Here is a 16,519-nt window from a genome sequence, read left to right on the forward strand (position 1 = left end):
TTATCTTCCTTTCTTTTTATCTCTTTTTTTGCAGACAATAAAAAACGCCCCGAAAAAATATGGAGAAAGGGCGCAGAAATTCTGTAAAATGTATGTATGACCCACCCTTTCACGCAGAAGCCTTTCTTTGTGTCAGCAGCTGTTTGATTTTTATTTTGTCTCCTTGCAGAAAGCGCGTGGCTTGCTGTGCGGAGGAATTTACCACATCATACCATATCTGCGCGCGGCGGACAACGCTAAATTAGAAGGTTTTGTCAAAAAAACCGCTGAAGACGATGAGTTTTTGCAAAACATGATATTGTATTTGATAAAAATCCTCCTTTTCTGTCTGTTTTTGACAAGAAATACTTGAAATAGACAGATTTCTTTCATATAATTTTAATATACACGAACTGTGATATATATGGGCAGGGGAAGCGGACAAATCGCAATCCTGTGGATAATAAGGCAGTCAGCAGTCCGCTGACTGCCTTATTATTTATAAATGGGCATAAAAAAGAGGAGAGGGTGTTATGCAGAAACAGAAAATCAGGGGCATGGTTTTGGCGGCTGTGGTCTGCTGTGTCAGCCTGTCCGGCTGCGGCGCGGCGGAAAAAACGGCACAGCAGACAGATTTGCCGGATATTATCATCGGCAGTGATAATTATCCGCCTTATAATTATGAGAATGTGGACGGCAAACCAACGGGGATAGATGTGGATTTAGCGACAGAAGCCTTTCGCCGCATGGGATATCAGGCGGTGTTTACCTATATCGACTGGGAGAAAAAGAAGGAGCTGGTTGACAGCGGAAAAATCGACTGCATCTGGGGCAGCTTTTCTATTGATGGGCGCGAGGAGGAATACCGTTGGAGCGCGCCCTATATGATGAGCCGTCAGGTGGTGGCAGTCAATCGGGACAGCGAGATTAAAACACTGGCGGATTTGGAGGGCAAGCGCATTGCGGTGCAGTCCACCACAAAGCCGGAGGCGCTTTTTCTTTCGCATACGGATGCAAGACTTCCTGTCCTGCGCGAGGTGTTTTCCATGCAGAATCGGGAATTGATTTATCCCTGTCTGAGCAAGGGCTATGCGGATGCGATTGCCGCGCATGAAACGGCAATTTTGCAGTGCATGTCCGATTATAAGCTGGATTATCGGATTCTGGAGGAGCCGCTGCTGACGGTCGGCTTGGGCGTGGCGTTTTCCAAGCAGGATGATCGCGGTCTGGAACAGAAGCTTTCCGAAACCTTTGAAGAAATGCGTGCGGATGGCACGATGGAGGAAATCATCGGGAGATATCTGGAAGAAAACGATATGGGGGTGATTGCGGATGTGGAATGAAGCCTCTGCAAAGCCCTGCACGCGTATCCTTTTTTTACAGCTTTTACTGGGCGTTTTGCTTTTGGGCGGCGTATTTTTGCTTGCCGTAAATGAGGATATCGCTGCTACACAGCGCACCATGGTGAATACGGTCAATTATGTGAAGGAGCAGTGTAACCGCTATAGCCGCATTGGGCTTGCGGATGAATCCAAGAGCCTGATGCGGATTGTGGAAAGCGCAAACCAGACGGCGCACCGATTGGAGGAAACCACAAGGCCTGTCAGTGCGGATTTTCTGCATACCTGTGTGAAGGACTGCTACGTTTCGGGGATTCTGCTTCTGGATGAAGCAGGAAATATTACTGCCGCAAGCGAAGCAGCGGATATGGCAGCTTTCGTGCATGAAAATCTGGATTCCGAAGCCCTTCTGAATACGGCACAGTATCCAGAAAAGCGCTATGCCGTGCGGCTTTTCTGCCCTGAGGGATGTTATCTGGATCTGGCGGCAGTGCAAAGACTGGATGCACCCGGCATTGTTGTTGCCTATTATCATACACCTCTGGATTATATCAATTCCTTCAGTCTTTCGATTTCTTCGCTTCTTTCGGGCTATGACCCTGCGGAAAACGGGACGATTGTGGTCAGCAGTGGGAATGAAATCATTGCTTCAAACGAGGAAAGCTTTATTGGCGGAAATACGGATGCATCCGCAGTGCTTGAAGAAATCAGAGCCGCCGCTGTAAGCGACAGGCTTGTTTCTGCGCGGGAGAACGGCGTGCGCTATTTTGGGCTGATGGAGCATGGGCGGAATGTGTATGTTTATGCTTACCTGCCGCAACGCGCTGTTTTTCGCACCACGCCTGAAAATATGCTTTTCGCCATGGTGATTTATCTTGTTATTCTTGCGGCTATTCGCATGGTGCGCTGGAAAACGGCACAAAGCTATCGAGAAAAGCAGCTTGCCATCCAAAAGGAATATACAGAGCAGCTGCAGCTGAAAAATGAACAGCTTTATGCAGCGGTGGAGCAGGCAGATCGTGCCAATGCCGCAAAGACAAGCTTTCTTTCGCGCATGAGCCACGATATCCGCACGCCCTTAAACGGCATTATCGGTCTGCTGGAGATTGATGAAGCGCATGCGGAGGATCATGCCCTCATCCGTTCCAATCAGAAGAAAATGAAGGTTGCCGCCAAGCATCTGCTTTCTCTCATCAATGATATTTTGCAGATGAGCAAGCTGGAAAGCGGCGAGGTTATCCTTTCCCATGAAATCATTGATTTAAATCAACTGACGAGGGATATTCTGACCATTATGGAACAGCGTGCCGCGGAAGCAGGCATCACGCTGCGATATGAAGGAGGCTTCGCGTGCATGGAAATCAGTAGAGTCTATGGCAGTCCCCTCCATCTGCGGCAGATTTTCCTGAATATTTATGGCAACTGCATCAAATATAATAAAAGCTGCGGCAGGGTGGAAACGGCTGTCAGCTGTCTTGGCATTGCGGACGGAAGGGTTACCTATCGTTGGGTCATCCGTGATACGGGTATCGGCATGAGCAAGGAATTTTTACAGCATATCTTCACGCCCTTCTCGCAGGAGCGCAGCGACAGCACCCGTCAGGGAACGGGGCTTGGCATGGCGATTGTGAAAAGCCTGATTGATGAAATGCAGGGAACGATTACGATTGAAAGCGAGGAGGGCGTAGGCTCTGTTTTCACCATCACGCTGCCCTTTGAAATTGCAGCAGCGCAGCCGCAGACAGAACAGCCTGCCCCTGCCAAGGCGGCGGATATCAGCGGTCTGCACCTGCTTCTGGTGGAGGATAATGCACTGAATGCGGAGATTGCCGCAGCACTTCTTGCTGATCGCGGTGTCAGCGTGGAGCTTGCGAGGGATGGCAGTGAGGCGGTGCGGATGTTCCGTGAAGCGCCTGCCGGCACCTACGCAGGCATAATTATGGATATTATGATGCCTGTGATGGATGGGCTGACCGCAACCAGAGCCATTCGCGCACTGGAACGTGCGGATGCAAAAACCATCCCCATCATTGCCATGACCGCCAATGCCTTTGAGGAGGATGCCCGAAAATGCCTCGATGCAGGGATGAATGTGCATTTGGCAAAGCCGCTCTGCATGGAGGAGTTGGTTGCCACTTTAGCGCAGCTATGCGCTTAAGTCGAAATTTTCACTGCGGAGGGGTTCGGGAACCCTGTTTTCAACTTATGTGTGCCGACACACGTCAAAGCAGCACTTTTTGATAGAAAGTATCTATTCTTTCATAGACACCTTCGATATGTCAAAAAAGTGCTGCTTTTTCTGTCTATTTTTATCCCGCTTTTAGCTGCTTTTTATACCCTGCAATGCGTAATCACGAACTGCTTAAATCTCTGTACCACAGGGGGGAGATATCTGTCCTTGAGGGTTGCCATATAGAAATTTCGCTCCCAATAGGGGTAGGAAATCTGGATGATTTTGACATTCAGCCGCAGCAGCTCCTCCATGTAAGGCACAACGGCAATGCCAAACCCCTGCGCTACCAGCCCTGCGATTACCTGATCCTCTTGAATCTCATAGGCAATATTCGGGCGTTTTCCGATTTTTTCAAACAGACGGTCAATGACGATGCGCAGACCCGATTTTTCCGCAAAATAAACATGCGGATAGGGCAGGGTTTCCGTCAGATCAACGGTGTAGCGGTTCGCCAGAGGGTGATTTCTCGGCACGATGAGGACTAAATCCTGCTTGGAAACAGGGATAAATTCAATGGTTTTCTCGTTTTCCAGCTGTGTGCAGAAAACCATGTCGTATTTTTCATCCTTTAGGCCCTGCAAAAGCGGCTGTGTCACGTCTGTGTAGAACTTGAACTGGATGTGCTTGTCCCTCTGCTCCTGTAAAAAGCCGTTTGCCAGCTCCGGAATGAGCGAAAGCCCCAATGTACGCAGAAAGCCAAGCTCAATGCAGCCCTCCCCACGGGAGATATGCGCCATGGTTTCAATGCCGTTATCCAGAATTTCCAAGGATTTTTCCACATAGGAAAGGAACTGCATACCCTCCTTTGTCAGCGTGGAGGAGCGGTTTTTGCGCTCAAAAAGCACCACCCCAAGCTCCGCCTCCAGCTGTGCAATGGCATGGCTCAGACTTGGCTGTGCGATACACAGACGCTCCGCCGCTTTGCCGAAGTGCTTCGTTTCCGCCAGCGTGACAAAATAGCGCAGCTGATACAGATTCATAGAGATCCCCCCATTTTTCAAATAATTTTAGAATCAGCAAATAATATGCCATCTGATTTTTCTATTTTCAGTATACCATACGCTATAGACAAAATCTATCAAAACATATAAAATAATCAATTTGTGCTTTTTTAATTTCTGCGATACACTGAGCCTGTAAGACAAAGCGCGCAAAAAAAGAATTCAAAACACGAAAGAAAAGGAGAATCCTCTCATGGAGATTTCAGGAAAAACAAGGCTTTTCGGGTTAATCGGTTCTCCCGTAGAACATTCAAAATCCCCTGCCATGTATAATTATTGCTTTGATAAGTGGAAATTGGATTATAAGTATCTTGCATTTGATGTAGACAAAAATCAGACAGCGGATGCCATCCAAGCCTTCCGTACCTTTCAAATGAAGGGGGCAAACATCACGATGCCCTGTAAGCAGGAGGTACTCAAGTATCTGGATGAAATTTCCCCGGCGGCACGTCTGGTCGGCGCGTGCAACACCATTGTGAACCACGACGGTGTTCTGACAGGCTACATCACAGACGGCGAGGGCTACATTGAAAACCTGCGCCACGAGGGCGTAGAGGTCAAAGGAAAGAAAATCACCCTTTTGGGGGCAGGCGGTGTTTCCTCCGCCATTCAGGCACAGGCATTGCTGGACGGCGCAAGAGAGATTGCCGTTTTCAATAAGAAGGATGCCTTCTGGGAGAAGGCGATTGCGAAGGCGGCGGCATATCAGAAGGCCTTCCCTTCTCAGAAAATCACGGTATATGATATGGACGATGCCGAAAGGCTGGCAGCGGAAATCCGCACAAGCGATATCCTTTCCAATGCCACAAGGGTTGGGATGCACCCCTTGGAGAATATCAGCATCATCACAGACCACTCCTTGTTCCGTAAGGAGCTGGTAGTCACCGATGTGGTCTATGAGCCCGAAAAAACAAAGCTTTTACAGGATGCCGAAGCGGCAGGCTGCAAAACAGTCGGTGGTCTGGGGATGCTCATCTATCAGGGCGCGGCGGCAGCAAAGCTGTATACCGGTTTGGATATGCCTGTGGCAGAGGTGAAGGAAAAATTCTTTCAGAAATAAGATGTAAGAAAAAAGAGAAATTGAGAAAAGAGGGAAGAAATGAATCAGAAAAAGTATTATCCTACGGCGGTGGCGTTATACATCACCTACTTCATTCTTGGTATTGCCGTAACGATTATGGGTCAGTATAAGCAAAGCTTTGCAGCCATGTGGGGTGCAAATCAGCTGGCAGACGGCAGCTTCGATGTCAGCAAGGTTATGGCAATCATTGCGGCTGTCGGTCTGGGGCGGTTAATTGCCTTTCCGTTTGCAGGGCCCTTTTCCGATAAATACGGCAGACGACTGAGCGCATTGGTCGGCGTTGTGTTCTTTGCCATCTTCTTTATCGGCATTACCTTTACCACAAACACAGCACTTGCATATATTCTTATGATTTGCAGCGGCATGGCAAACTCCTTTTTGGATACAAGCATTACGCCCTCCTGTATGGAAATCTTCAAGGAAAACGGCGCGATTGCAAACCTGTTTACAAAATTCGCAATTTCTATGGCACAGTTCCTGCTGCCATTTTTAATCACCTTCGTTGCAGCAAGAGATATGTCCTTCCGCACACTGTATTTCCTGGCGGCAGGCATCATCATCGTAGATGGTATCTTCCTTGCCATTCTGCCGTTCCCTCCCAAGGAGGAGGCACCTAAGGCGGCAGACGGCACAGTGGAAAAGAGAAAAATGAAGCTGACACCCTCCGCAATTTTGCTGGTTTGCATCGGCTTCACCGCATCCACAACCTTCATGCTGTTCATGAACTGCAATCAGGAGCTGGGCAAGCTTTATGGCATGGCAAATCCCTCCATGATTCAGTCCTTCTATTCCGCGGGCATCATCTGCGCAGTCCTTCTGACAGCGGCACTGATGAAAAAGGGTTTGAAGCCCATCCGCGTTCTGGTTATCTATCCTTGTGTTGCTTTCTGCGCACTGCTGCTGATGTATTTCGTGCAGATTCCGCAGATTTGTATGATTGGTGGCTTCTTAATCGGCTACTTCGCAGCAGGCGGCGTATTGCAGCTGGCAACCTCTACGGCGAATGAAATGTTCCCCAGAGATAAGGGGAAAATCACAGCAGTTGTTATGATTGCATCCTCCATTGCAAACTATGCGGTGCTGAATGTCGCAAGCCTGCTTTCCAAGGTGGGCGGCGTAGAGGGCCCCAGATATATTCTGCTGTTCAATGCAGTAGTAACGGCAATCGGTATTGTGTTTGCCATCATTCTGAACCTGCGCTTTGAAAAGGACGCACAGTAATCACCTTTTACAAAAGATAAAAATTACAGAAAAACCTTGCAGCAGAAAAGAGGAACCAAATGGAAAAAGAGCTTACCTGCCTGAGAAGCATTATTGCGGATTGCGATGAGCGCATCACCGCCGCACTGAAAACCAGAATGGAATGTATCGAAGGCATCATTACATACAAAAGAGAAAACGGTCTGCCCGTTTTGCAGCCGGAGCAGGAGAAAAAGCAGCTGGAACGGGTTGCCGCTGAGGTAGCAGGTACCATATTTGAGGAGGAAATCCTGCATATCTTCGAGGGCATTATCGAAAACAGCAAGCGGATTCAGGCGAAAACGCTGTTTGATAAAAATATCCTGCTCATCGGCTTCATGGGTGCAGGCAAAAGCACTGTTTCCGCCAAGCTGAGCGAGCTTCTGGCAATGGAAATCATGGAAATGGATGCCCATATTCAGGAAAAGGAGGGCATGAGCATCAAGGAAATCTTCGCAGTCAACGGGGAGGAATATTTCCGCAACTGCGAAAGCAATACCCTCATCGAATTACGAGAGAAAAAGCACATGGTTGTCTCCTGCGGCGGCGGCGTACCCCTCAGAGAGAAAAACGTGGAGCTGATGAAAAACAGCGGCTATGTGGTCTGGCTGACGGCAACGCCCGAAGCCATCTACGATAGAGTAAAGGACAGCACGGAGCGCCCTCTTTTAAATGGCAATATGAATGTGCCTTTCATTCAAAACCTTATGGAAAGCCGCAGAGAGAAATACGAAAGAGTGGCAGATATCGTGATTGATACTACCGGAAAGGAAATTGAGTCGATTTGTGAGGAACTGCTGCAAAAGCTTTCCGCACTGAGAAAATAAAGAAGGATAAGAGAAAAAAAGAGAACTACAAAGGAGGAACTATCTCATGTCTAAAAAATATCCCATCACAGTCAGCTCCTGGACACTGGGCGATCAGTGTACCTTTGAGGAAAGAGTAAAAGCAGCCAAGGAGGCAGGCTTTGAAGGTATCGGTCTGCGTGCGGAAACCTATGTGGATGCACTGAATGAAGGCTTGTTTGATGCAGATATTCTGGCAATTCTTGAAAAATACGATATGAAGGTTACAGAAGTGGAATATATCGTGCAGTGGGCGGAGGATCACCGTTCCTATGAACAGAAATATAAGGAACAGATGTGCTTCCACATGTGCGAGCTGTTCGGCGTGAACCACATTAACTGTGGTCTGATGGAAAACTATTCTGTTGCACATACTGCACAGAAGCTGAAGGAGCTGTGCCACAGAGCAGGCAAATACACCATCGGCGTAGAGCCTATGCCTTACAGCGGCCTGCCCGATGTGAAAAAGGCATGGGCAGTGGTAAAGGAAAGCGGCTGTGAAAATGCAAAGCTGATTCTGGACAGCTGGCATTGGCTGAGAGCAAATCAGCCCGTTGACCTCTCTGTTTTGGAAGGGATTCCCGCAGAAAAGATTGTTTCCGTACAGATTAACGACGTTTATGAAAGACCCTATGCAGCATCCATTCTGAGAGATGAATCCATGCATGACAGACTGGCACCCGGCACAGGCTGCGGCAATACAGCAGCATTTTGCCGTATGCTGAAGGAAAAGGGCATCGAACCCAAGGCAATGGGTGTTGAGGTTATCAGCGATGCGATTCTGGCAAAGGGTGTAGCGGCAGCGGCAAAATTTAACTTTGACAATACCGTAAAGGTGCTGCAGGAGGGCTGGCCTGAGGCAATGCCCGAAAAATAAGAGGAGGAACCATACATGGTTGTACTGATTGCAAAAAACACCGTAAAGGAAGGCTTACAGCAGGAGTTTCTTAAGCTTGCGAAGGAAATGACTGTAAAAACAAGACAGGAAAAGGGCTGCATCAGCTATGATCTGGCAAGCGACCAAAGCGATGCACAGGTGTTCTACTTTATCGAAAAATATCAGGATGAAAAGGCGGTGGAATTTCATCGGGCAACCGAGTATTTCCAGACCTTAGTGCCACAGATTGGTGCGCTGCGTGTGAAGCCCTCCGAGGTCAGCACCTGCACCGTTGTGGAATAACAATAAATAAAAGAAAAACGGAAATGAAGCACGAAGGAAAAAACAAAAAGAGAGTAAGAAACGGAGGAGAAAACATGAAATTTGAAGCTATGTTCCAGCCCATTCAGATTGGTCCCATGACAGTGGCAAACCGCTTTGTTATGTCTCCCATGGGCAATAACTTCGCAAACACAGACGGCACCATGAGCGAACGCTCCGCATCCTATTACGGCGCAAGAGCAAAGGGCGGCTTTGGTCTGATTACATTCGAGGCAACCGTTGTTTATAAAGAAGCAAAGGGCGGCCCCAGAAAGCCCTGCCTGTATGATGACAGCACAGTCAGCAGCTTTCAGGCAGCCATCGCAGCCTGTCATCAGGCAGGGGCGAAGGTTTCCATCCAGCTGCAGCACGCAGGCCCCGAAGGCAATACAAAAATCACAGGCTACCCTCTGAAGGCAGCAAGTGCTATCCCTGCCTCCTGCGGCAGAGAAACACCCGAAGCCATTACAAAGGAAGAGCTCTATCGCCTGATTGAATGCTATGGTGATGCAGCAGTCAGAGCAAAAAAAGCAGGCGCAGATGCCGTAGAAATCCATTGCGCACATGGCTATCTGGTTAGCACATTTATCTCCGCAAGAACCAATAAGCGTGTGGATGAATTCGGCGGCTCCTTTGAAAACCGTATGCGTCTGCCCAAGCTGATTATCGAAAATATCCGTAAGAAAGCAGGCGATTCTCTGGCGATCCTCTGCCGTATCAATGCAACAGATGACGTTGAGGGCGGTCAGACTGCACAGGATGCCGCAGCAGTTGCCTCCTATCTGGAAAAGGAATGTGGCGTAGACGGTCTGCACCTTTCCAGAGCCGTACATCTGCATGATGAATGTATGTGGGCACCCAGCCTGATTCATGGCGGCTTCAGCGCAGATTATGTCACAGAAATCAAGCGCGCGGTTTCCGTTCCCATTATTACAGTCGGTCGTTATACAGAGCCCCAGTATGCAGAGCTGATGGTTGCGGAGGGCAGAGCAGACCTGGTTGCCTTCGGCAGACAGAGCATCGCAGACCCCGAAATGCCCAATAAGGCAAAGGCAGGCAGATTGGATCTGATGAACCCCTGTATCGGCTGTTTGCAGGGCTGTGTTCCCAATATGTTCAAGGGCGAACCCATCACCTGTCTGGTCAACCCTCTGGCAGGCAGAGAAGCAGACTTTAAGCCTGCACAGACAAAGAAAAATGTTATGGTTATCGGCGGCGGCCCCGGCGGTCTGTACGCAGCATTTACCGCAGCGCAGAGAGGCCATGCTGTAACACTGTATGAAAAAGGTGACATTCTCGGCGGCAATATGCGTCTGGCTGCATACCCTCCCGGGAAGGGCGATATCACAAATATGGTAAGAAGCTATATCGCAAAATGCGAAGAATATGGCGTAAAAATGGTTATGCACACGGAAGTGACTCCTGCTATGGTTGCAGAAGCAAAGCCCGATGCAGTTATCGTTGCAACAGGCTCCAATCCTCTGGTGCTGCCTATCCCCGGCATCAATGATACAGGTGTCATCCATGCAGGCGACCTTCTGGATGGCAAGGCATCCGTAGGCAAAAAGGTTCTGGTTGTCGGCGGCGGCATGGTTGGCTGTGAGGTTGCAGACTTCCTGGGCGAGCTGGGTCACGAGGTATCCGTAATCGAACTGAGAGATCAGCTTGGTCCCGATGTCATTCCCGAACACCGCAAATTCCTCATGAAGGATTTTGAAGCATATAAAGTACAGGGTGTAACAGGTGCAAAGGTAGCGCAGTTCTTCACAGATGGCGTATCCTACACACTGGCAGACGGCACCGAGGGCAGATTGGAAGGCTTCGACAATGTGGTTCTGGCAATGGGCTATCGCAATAACGATACCATCAGCGAGGAAATCAAAAAAATCGTTGCGGAGACCTATGTCATCGGTGACGCAGTGAAGGCAAGAAAGGCATTGGATGCAACCGCAGAAGGGCTGAATACCGCACTGGAAATCTAACAAAAGAAAAAAATAAAGGAGGAAAAATACAATGGAAAAAAGAATCACAGGCAGAACAGGCATGTTTTGTTTGATTGGTACCCCCGTAGGGCATAGCGGCTCTCCCGCCATGTATAACTACAGCTTCGCACAGACCGGTCTGGACTATGCTTATCTGGCATACGATGTGCCTCTGGAAAAAACAGAGGAAGCAGTCAATGCACTGAAGGTGCTGGGCTGTAAGGGCTTCAACGTAACCATGCCCTGCAAAACAAGAGTTGCAGAGCTGGTGGACGAGCTTTCCGATGCGGCAAAGCTGATTGGTGCCTGCAATACCGTTGTGGTAAAGGATGGCAAGTTTTACGGCAATAACACAGACGGCATGGGCTTTGTCAGAAACCTGAAGGAAAACGGCGTTGATGTCAAGGGCAAGAAAATCACCGTGATGGGTGCAGGTGGTGCCGCAACCGCAATTCAGGTGCAGTGTGCATTGGATGGCGCAAAGAAGCTTTCCATCTTCAACAGAAAAGATGAATTTTACGCAAACGGCGAAAAAACAGTGAAAAAAATTCAGCAGATGGTGCCCGACTGCGAGGTCAGCATCCATCCTCTGGAGGAAACAGATGCACTGTATGCCGCAATCAAGGATAGCGATATTCTGGTAAATGCAACAAAGGTTGGCATGAAGCCTCTGGATGACCAGTCTCTGGTTGAGGATGTATCCGTATTCCACCCCGATTTGGTGGTTGCAGATGCGGTTTATAATCCCAAGGAAACAAAATTCGTGCAGTCCGCAAAGGCGGCAGGCTGTAAGGTCGCTGTCGGCGGCACAGGTATGCTGATGTGGCAGGGTGCTGCGGCATTCAACCTCTTTACAGGTAAGGATATGCCCACCAAGGAAGTATACGAACTGTTCTTCAAATAAAAAAGAACGGAATTTGCGGAGGGGTTCGGGGAAGTTTTATTCCCCGAATGGAATCCGCAGAGGGGGCTTTGCCCACTCGAGGAAAACTGCAAGTTTCTAAACATTTATGCTGACGGAACTTGTCAGTTTATGCCTCTGTTTCAACAAGTCGAAATCCTGATTTCGACTTAAGGTGTTGATTCAGTCGACACCGCAATGAAATACCTTCTCCATTCAAATTTAAAGATTTAAAATAAGAAACAAAAACCTCAAAAACATAATGCTTGTGTATAAACAATAAAGAAACGAAAACTATTCTAAATTCCCTAATTCATATAAAAAGCGGCTATCTCCTCGGATAGCCGCTTTTCATATCTTTCCTACTGCCTGCATATACATAACCAAGCGATAATCAGAGGAGTGCTTGGCTTGAAAACGTATATTGAGGAAAGGGCGGTTGAGGTTGCGAAATTTATGATACACACCAATGCAACAGTGAGAGAAACGGCGAAAAAATTTGGTATTTCAAAATCTACCGTGCATAAAGACATCACCGACCGTGTGGAGCGCATTGATCCGGAGCTGGCAAAATCCGTCCGTGCGGTTCTGGAGGTCAATAAAGCGGAGCGGCATATCCGCGGCGGCTTAGCCACGAGAGAGAAGTACCTGCACAATAAAACGAAATAAAAAATAAGGCTATCTCAGATTTTTCTGATATAGCCTTATTTTTTCACAGCAGTGTCACCCGTTTCCCTTCTATTGCAATCAGCTCCTCCTCCTTCATCTTTTTGATTTCGCGCATCATGGCGCTGCGGTCGATGCAGAGATAATTCGCAAGCTTGAGCAGAGAAAAGGGCAGTGAAAAGCTCAATTCCCCCGTCTTTGTGCTCTGGATGCGGAAATAGCTCATCAGCTTGCCGCGAATGGAGCGATGGCTGAGGATATCCACCTTTTCCGTCAGCATGACAACCTTATTCCCCATCAACTGCAGCATATTTTCCGCCACCTGCGTATGGTGCGGACAGGCATTCCGGCACCGCTTGGAAATATGGTGCTTTTCGATAAACAGCACCGTGCAGTCCTTTTCGCAGATGGTCAGAAACGCATCCTCCTGATTGGCAAAGGCAAACGCTGCCCCGAATACGCCCGTATCCTCCAGATATTCCAGTAAGTCCAACGAGCCGTCTATGCTGATGCGGTTGACAGAAACTGTCCCCGAAAGCAACAGGCAGATATAATTTTTTCCCCCCTCGTGCGTGGGAATGATGTCCTTTTCCCGAAAGCTGCGCTTCGTCATTTCAAAGCAGGGAATCATTTTTTCCAGCTCTTCTGCCGAAACGTGCGTAAAGAGTTCATTTTTCAATAAATTTTCCATATTTTTTCGCTCCTTGTTGCAAATGCAACACTTCTTTTTCTGAAACCATGATATCATATAAATAAACAAAAGAAAAGCAGAAAATAAAAAAAGAGAAGATAGACGGAGAAAAAACACGTATTTGAAAGGAGAGCGGCAGCATGAAAACCTTACAGCTGAAACAGGATTTTTATTGGGCAGGGATTTTGGATAAGAACCTGCGCGTATTTGACATCATTATGTATACGGAATTCGGCACCACCTATAATTCCTACATTCTCAAGGCGGGGGATGAAACGATTCTTTTTGAAACCGCGAAGGAAAAATTCTTCGGAGATTACAGAGCGGCATTGTCTGAGCAGTTGGATATCGCGCAGATTGATTATATTGTTGTAGATCATACCGAGCCGGATCATGCCGGTTCCATCGCCCATATCATTGCGGAAAACCCTCAGGCGAAAATCATCGCGACCCCTACGGCAATCAGCTTTCTGAAAAATATCGTGAATGATGATTTCTACAGCATCCCCGTCAAAAACGGAGATGAGCTGAAAATCGGCAATAAAACCCTACAGTTCTTCCTTCTGCCGAATCTGCATTGGCCCGATACCATGTATACCTATATCAAGGAGGATAAAACCCTTGTTACCTGTGATTCCTTTGGCTCTCATTATGCCCATGAGGGGATTCTCAGAAGCACCGTAACCGATACGGAGGGCTACCTCAGAGCAACAAAATATTATTTTGACAACATCCTCGGCCCCTTCAAGCAGCCCTATATGACAAATGCGCTGGAGCTGGTGCATTCCCTGGATATCGACATGATTTGTCCCGGGCATGGTCCCGTTCTGGATAGCCATATTCCGGAGCTTCTGGCAATCTATGCCGAATGGTGCAAAATCCCCACGAATGAGAAAACAACCGTTGTCATCCCCTATGTCAGTGCGTATGGCTATACAGAGCAGCTGGCGGAAAAGATTACCGAGGGCATCCTTGAGGCGGGCGACATCGCGGTCAAACGCTACGATTTAGTTACGGCAGACGCGGCAGAGGTTGCGGCAGAAATCGGCGCAGCAGATGGGATTCTCTTTGGTACGCCGACCATTCTGCAGGAGGCATTAAAGCCCATCTGGGATTTGACAACAGGCATGTATCCGCCGATTCATGGCGGCAAGCTGGCATCTGCCTTCGGCAGCTATGGCTGGAGCGGCGAAGGTGTGCCGCATATCATTGCACGTCTGAAGCAGATTCATCTGCGTGTGGTAGATGGGTTCCGCGTGCGCTTCAAGCCCTCTGAGCGGGAATTGGCAGAAGCGGTTTCCTTCGGCTATCAGTTCGGTCTGAAGCTGTTAAAGGGCGAGGAAAAGAAAAAGCCTTCTGCAAGAGGGACGCTCGTGAAATGTCTGGTCTGCGGTGAAATTTTCGATTCCTCTATCGAAACCTGTCCTGTCTGCGGCGTTGGGGCTGAAAATTTCGTGCCTGTGGCATCGCAGGATACAGATTTCTGCAGGGATACAGAGGAACGCTTTGTGATTCTGGGCGGCGGTACAGCGGCGCTGCAGGCGGCAAAGGCGATTCGTCTACGCAACCGAACCGCAGAAATTACCATGCTTTCCGAGGAAAAGGAGCTGCCCTATGATCGCCCTATGCTGACAAAGAACCTGTTCGGCGCAGTCAGCGGCGGCGCGATTGCAAGCGTTTCTGCAAAATGGTATCAAGAAAATCGCATTAACCTGCAGCTGGAAAGCAGGGTTGCAGCTCTGGATGCGGAGAAAAAAGAGGTTGTCCTCACAGACGGCACGGTTTATCCCTTCGATAAGTGCATCTATGCACTCGGCGCGCATAGCTTTGTGCCGCCCATCAAGGGCAATGATTTGCCGCAGGTAGCCGTTGTGCGTTCCATTGCAGATGTGGAAAGAGTCAATGCGTTGGTGCAGGACGCAAAAAATGCCGTTGTCATCGGCGGCGGCGTGCTTGGGCTGGAGGCGGCTTGGGAGCTGCGTCGCTTCGGTCTGGATGTTACGGTTCTGGAAAGCGCACCTGTGCTGATGGCAGGCAAGATTGACGCGCCTACAGTCAGAATGTTGACAGGCATTGCGGAATGTAAGGGTATTTCCATTCTGACAGGTGTACAGATTGCGGAAATTAGCGGCACGGAGCGTGTGACAGGCGTGAAGCTGGCAGGCGGCGAAACCGTAGCGGCGGATCTGGTGATTTTCTCCACCGGTGTGAGAGCAAATATCGCAGTGGCGCAGGCGGCAGGATTGGCAGCAGACAGAGCCGTTATCGTAAATGAAAATATGGAAACCAACGTGGCAGGCATTTATGCCGCAGGGGACTGTGCGCAGTACGCAGGCGCAAATATTGCCCTCTGGCCTGTAGCGCAGGAAATGGGGCGCATTGCAGGGGCGAATGCGGCAGGAGAAGCCCTTTCCTATCAGCCTGAGATAAACGCACTCAGCTTCCACGGCATGGGTACTTCCCTTTATGCCATCGGAGATATCGGCACAAGGGCGGAAATCCCCTATAAAACCGTTGAAATCAAGGATGAACAGAATCAGGTTCTGAGAAGAGCCTATTTCCACCACGGAATTCTTTGCGGTGCAATCCTCTTGGGAGATACCTCCCGCATGGCAGAGGTAACAACCGCAATTCAGGAAAAGAAAACGCTGAAGGAAATGCTTGAAAAGGTATAAAAAAGAAAAGGGAGTTCGCAATTTCTGCGAACTCCTTTTCTATGCTTTTACGCTTCATCATCCTCAATTTTTTCAATAATAACGGCATTGCCGTTTGCCGTTACACCGAATACATAGGGTAAGTAGGTTGTACCACCACTGGAATTCGCTGTTTGAGGGTCTAAGGTCAGATAATCAAAGTCTACACCGATAACTGCATTACAGCCTAAATCGTATGCAGCCTCCTTTAATTCCCTGAGCGCATTTCGTCTGATTATGGTTAAGGACTGCATGAGTTTTTCGCCGACGTTTGTGGGGTCAGAGAAGAAACCGGCTGTTCCTCTGTTCACCTGTACCGCATCGTCACCAGAGATATAACCAGAATATTTTACAATTCTGTATCCTTCAAAGCTGAAGCCGGATGTAATTAGCATTTTGGGTAATGCTAGATTTTTTTCTTTATTGTACTCTTGTGTTAATTCTATTTGTTTTTCTCTTTGAATTTTTTTCTCTTCTTCTGTTTTTAAATATAAATCATATTTTGTTAGCAGTTCGTTTATATCACTATCCTTAACAATTTTTTCGCCGGTAAACGCGGCGGCAGAATAAGGATAGCGAGTGTCTACTAAAAATTTTTCAAAGCTTTTTTGAACAACATTATACTTTGAAGCTAATTCACTTACCTTCATAAAAATTCCCCTTACTATAA

General features: G+C 48.4%; 15 protein-coding genes. 12 read left to right on the plus strand and 3 right to left on the minus strand.

The annotated features are described in order from the left end of the window. The first annotated feature begins 127 nt into the window (after nt 1-127). The 3 genes from GPK49_RS07615 (at nt 128) to GPK49_RS07625 (ending at nt 3,477) form a co-directional block, all read left to right on the plus strand. The gene (locus tag GPK49_RS07615) at nt 128-352 is read left to right on the plus strand and encodes a hypothetical protein (protein WP_215677244.1); all 225 of its coding nucleotides are present in this window, start codon (nt 128-130) and stop codon (nt 350-352) included. Between the two features lie 160 nt (nt 353-512). After that, complete coding sequence (locus GPK49_RS07620) at nt 513-1,322, plus strand: substrate-binding periplasmic protein (RefSeq protein WP_016407246.1); 810 nt, start codon at nt 513-515, stop codon at nt 1,320-1,322. Further along, nucleotides 1,312-3,477: an ATP-binding protein gene (locus GPK49_RS07625; RefSeq protein WP_215677247.1), complete on the plus strand. Its 2,166-nt coding sequence runs from the start codon at nt 1,312-1,314 to the stop codon at nt 3,475-3,477. The genes GPK49_RS07620 and GPK49_RS07625 overlap by 11 nt, the downstream gene beginning before the upstream one ends. Nucleotides 3,478-3,650: 173 nt before the next feature. Here GPK49_RS07625 and GPK49_RS07630 read toward each other — a convergent pair whose 3' ends face one another. After that, a complete protein-coding gene (locus GPK49_RS07630) occupies nt 3,651-4,532 on the minus strand; it encodes a LysR family transcriptional regulator (protein ID WP_215677249.1) in 882 nt (293 codons plus the stop codon). A 214-nt stretch (nt 4,533-4,746) separates the two neighbouring features. Between GPK49_RS07630 and aroE (GPK49_RS07635) the strand changes: the two genes are divergently transcribed. The 8 genes from aroE (GPK49_RS07635) to spoIIID all read left to right on the plus strand — a co-directional run bounded on the left by aroE (GPK49_RS07635) (nt 4,747) and on the right by spoIIID (nt 12,468). After that, a complete protein-coding gene (aroE, locus tag GPK49_RS07635) occupies nt 4,747-5,613 on the plus strand; it encodes a shikimate dehydrogenase (protein WP_215677251.1) in 867 nt (288 codons plus the stop codon). Between the two features lie 39 nt (nt 5,614-5,652). Further along, nucleotides 5,653-6,855 carry an MFS transporter gene (locus tag GPK49_RS07640; protein ID WP_215677253.1) on the plus strand — a complete coding sequence of 401 codons (1,203 nt, stop codon included), beginning with the start codon at nt 5,653-5,655 and terminating at the stop codon, nt 6,853-6,855. A gap of 59 nt (nt 6,856-6,914) precedes the next feature. Beyond that, entirely contained in the window at nt 6,915-7,700 is a 786-nt protein-coding gene (locus GPK49_RS07645; protein ID WP_215677255.1) for a shikimate kinase, read from the plus strand. 46 nt (nt 7,701-7,746) lie between these two features. Next, nucleotides 7,747-8,595 (plus strand): sugar phosphate isomerase/epimerase family protein, encoded by an 849-nt coding sequence (locus tag GPK49_RS07650; RefSeq protein ID WP_118581427.1) that lies wholly within the window; start codon nt 7,747-7,749, stop codon nt 8,593-8,595. Between the two features lie 15 nt (nt 8,596-8,610). Next, nucleotides 8,611-8,898, plus strand: coding sequence for a putative quinol monooxygenase (locus GPK49_RS07655; RefSeq protein ID WP_215677257.1), 288 nt, complete (start codon nt 8,611-8,613; stop codon nt 8,896-8,898). 74 nt (nt 8,899-8,972) lie between these two features. Further along, nucleotides 8,973-10,898, plus strand: coding sequence for an oxidoreductase (locus GPK49_RS07660; RefSeq protein ID WP_215677259.1), 1,926 nt, complete (start codon nt 8,973-8,975; stop codon nt 10,896-10,898). Nucleotides 10,899-10,929: 31 nt separating this feature from the next. Further along, nucleotides 10,930-11,802 (plus strand): shikimate dehydrogenase, encoded by an 873-nt coding sequence (aroE, locus tag GPK49_RS07665; RefSeq protein ID WP_215677261.1) that lies wholly within the window; start codon nt 10,930-10,932, stop codon nt 11,800-11,802. A 408-nt stretch (nt 11,803-12,210) separates the two neighbouring features. Next, a complete protein-coding gene (gene spoIIID / locus GPK49_RS07670) occupies nt 12,211-12,468 on the plus strand; it encodes a sporulation transcriptional regulator SpoIIID (RefSeq protein WP_016407256.1) in 258 nt (85 codons plus the stop codon). Between the two features lie 43 nt (nt 12,469-12,511). On the opposite strand, the gene GPK49_RS07675 is transcribed toward spoIIID, so the two are convergent. Next, nucleotides 12,512-13,156: a Crp/Fnr family transcriptional regulator gene (locus tag GPK49_RS07675; protein WP_016407257.1), complete on the minus strand. Its 645-nt coding sequence runs from the start codon at nt 13,154-13,156 to the stop codon at nt 12,512-12,514. Nucleotides 13,157-13,296: 140 nt separating this feature from the next. Here GPK49_RS07675 and GPK49_RS07680 point away from each other — a divergent pair, with 140 nt between their 5' ends. Then, entirely contained in the window at nt 13,297-15,831 is a 2,535-nt protein-coding gene (locus tag GPK49_RS07680; protein WP_215677263.1) for an FAD-dependent oxidoreductase, read from the plus strand. A 47-nt stretch (nt 15,832-15,878) separates the two neighbouring features. On the opposite strand, the gene GPK49_RS07685 is transcribed toward GPK49_RS07680, so the two are convergent. Next, on the minus strand, nt 15,879-16,499 hold the full coding sequence (locus GPK49_RS07685; protein ID WP_215677266.1) for a heavy metal-binding domain-containing protein: 621 nt from the start codon (nt 16,497-16,499) through the stop codon (nt 15,879-15,881). Nucleotides 16,500-16,519: the final 20 nt, after the last annotated feature.

Source organism: Clostridium sp. MCC345, from assembly GCF_018785345.1.
In the GTDB taxonomy this organism is placed as follows: Bacteria; Bacillota; Clostridia; order Lachnospirales; family Anaerotignaceae; genus Anaerotignum_A; species Anaerotignum_A faecicola.

Coding starts and splice junctions, on each gene's coding strand:
- aroE (WP_215677251.1), top strand. CDS start 4,747: ATGGAGATTTCAGGAAAAACAAGGCTTTTCGGGTTAATCGGTTCTCCC.
- GPK49_RS07650 (WP_118581427.1), top strand. CDS start 7,747: ATGTCTAAAAAATATCCCATCACAGTCAGCTCCTGGACACTGGGCGAT.
- GPK49_RS07675 (WP_016407257.1), bottom strand. CDS start 13,156: ATGGAAAATTTATTGAAAAATGAACTCTTTACGCACGTTTCGGCAGAA.
- GPK49_RS07630 (WP_215677249.1), bottom strand. CDS start 4,532: ATGAATCTGTATCAGCTGCGCTATTTTGTCACGCTGGCGGAAACGAAG.
- GPK49_RS07620 (WP_016407246.1), top strand. CDS start 513: ATGCAGAAACAGAAAATCAGGGGCATGGTTTTGGCGGCTGTGGTCTGC.
- GPK49_RS07660 (WP_215677259.1), top strand. CDS start 8,973: ATGAAATTTGAAGCTATGTTCCAGCCCATTCAGATTGGTCCCATGACA.
- aroE (WP_215677261.1), top strand. CDS start 10,930: ATGGAAAAAAGAATCACAGGCAGAACAGGCATGTTTTGTTTGATTGGT.
- GPK49_RS07655 (WP_215677257.1), top strand. CDS start 8,611: ATGGTTGTACTGATTGCAAAAAACACCGTAAAGGAAGGCTTACAGCAG.
- GPK49_RS07685 (WP_215677266.1), bottom strand. CDS start 16,499: ATGAAGGTAAGTGAATTAGCTTCAAAGTATAATGTTGTTCAAAAAAGC.
- GPK49_RS07640 (WP_215677253.1), top strand. CDS start 5,653: ATGAATCAGAAAAAGTATTATCCTACGGCGGTGGCGTTATACATCACC.
- GPK49_RS07680 (WP_215677263.1), top strand. CDS start 13,297: ATGAAAACCTTACAGCTGAAACAGGATTTTTATTGGGCAGGGATTTTG.
- GPK49_RS07645 (WP_215677255.1), top strand. CDS start 6,915: ATGGAAAAAGAGCTTACCTGCCTGAGAAGCATTATTGCGGATTGCGAT.
- GPK49_RS07625 (WP_215677247.1), top strand. CDS start 1,312: ATGTGGAATGAAGCCTCTGCAAAGCCCTGCACGCGTATCCTTTTTTTA.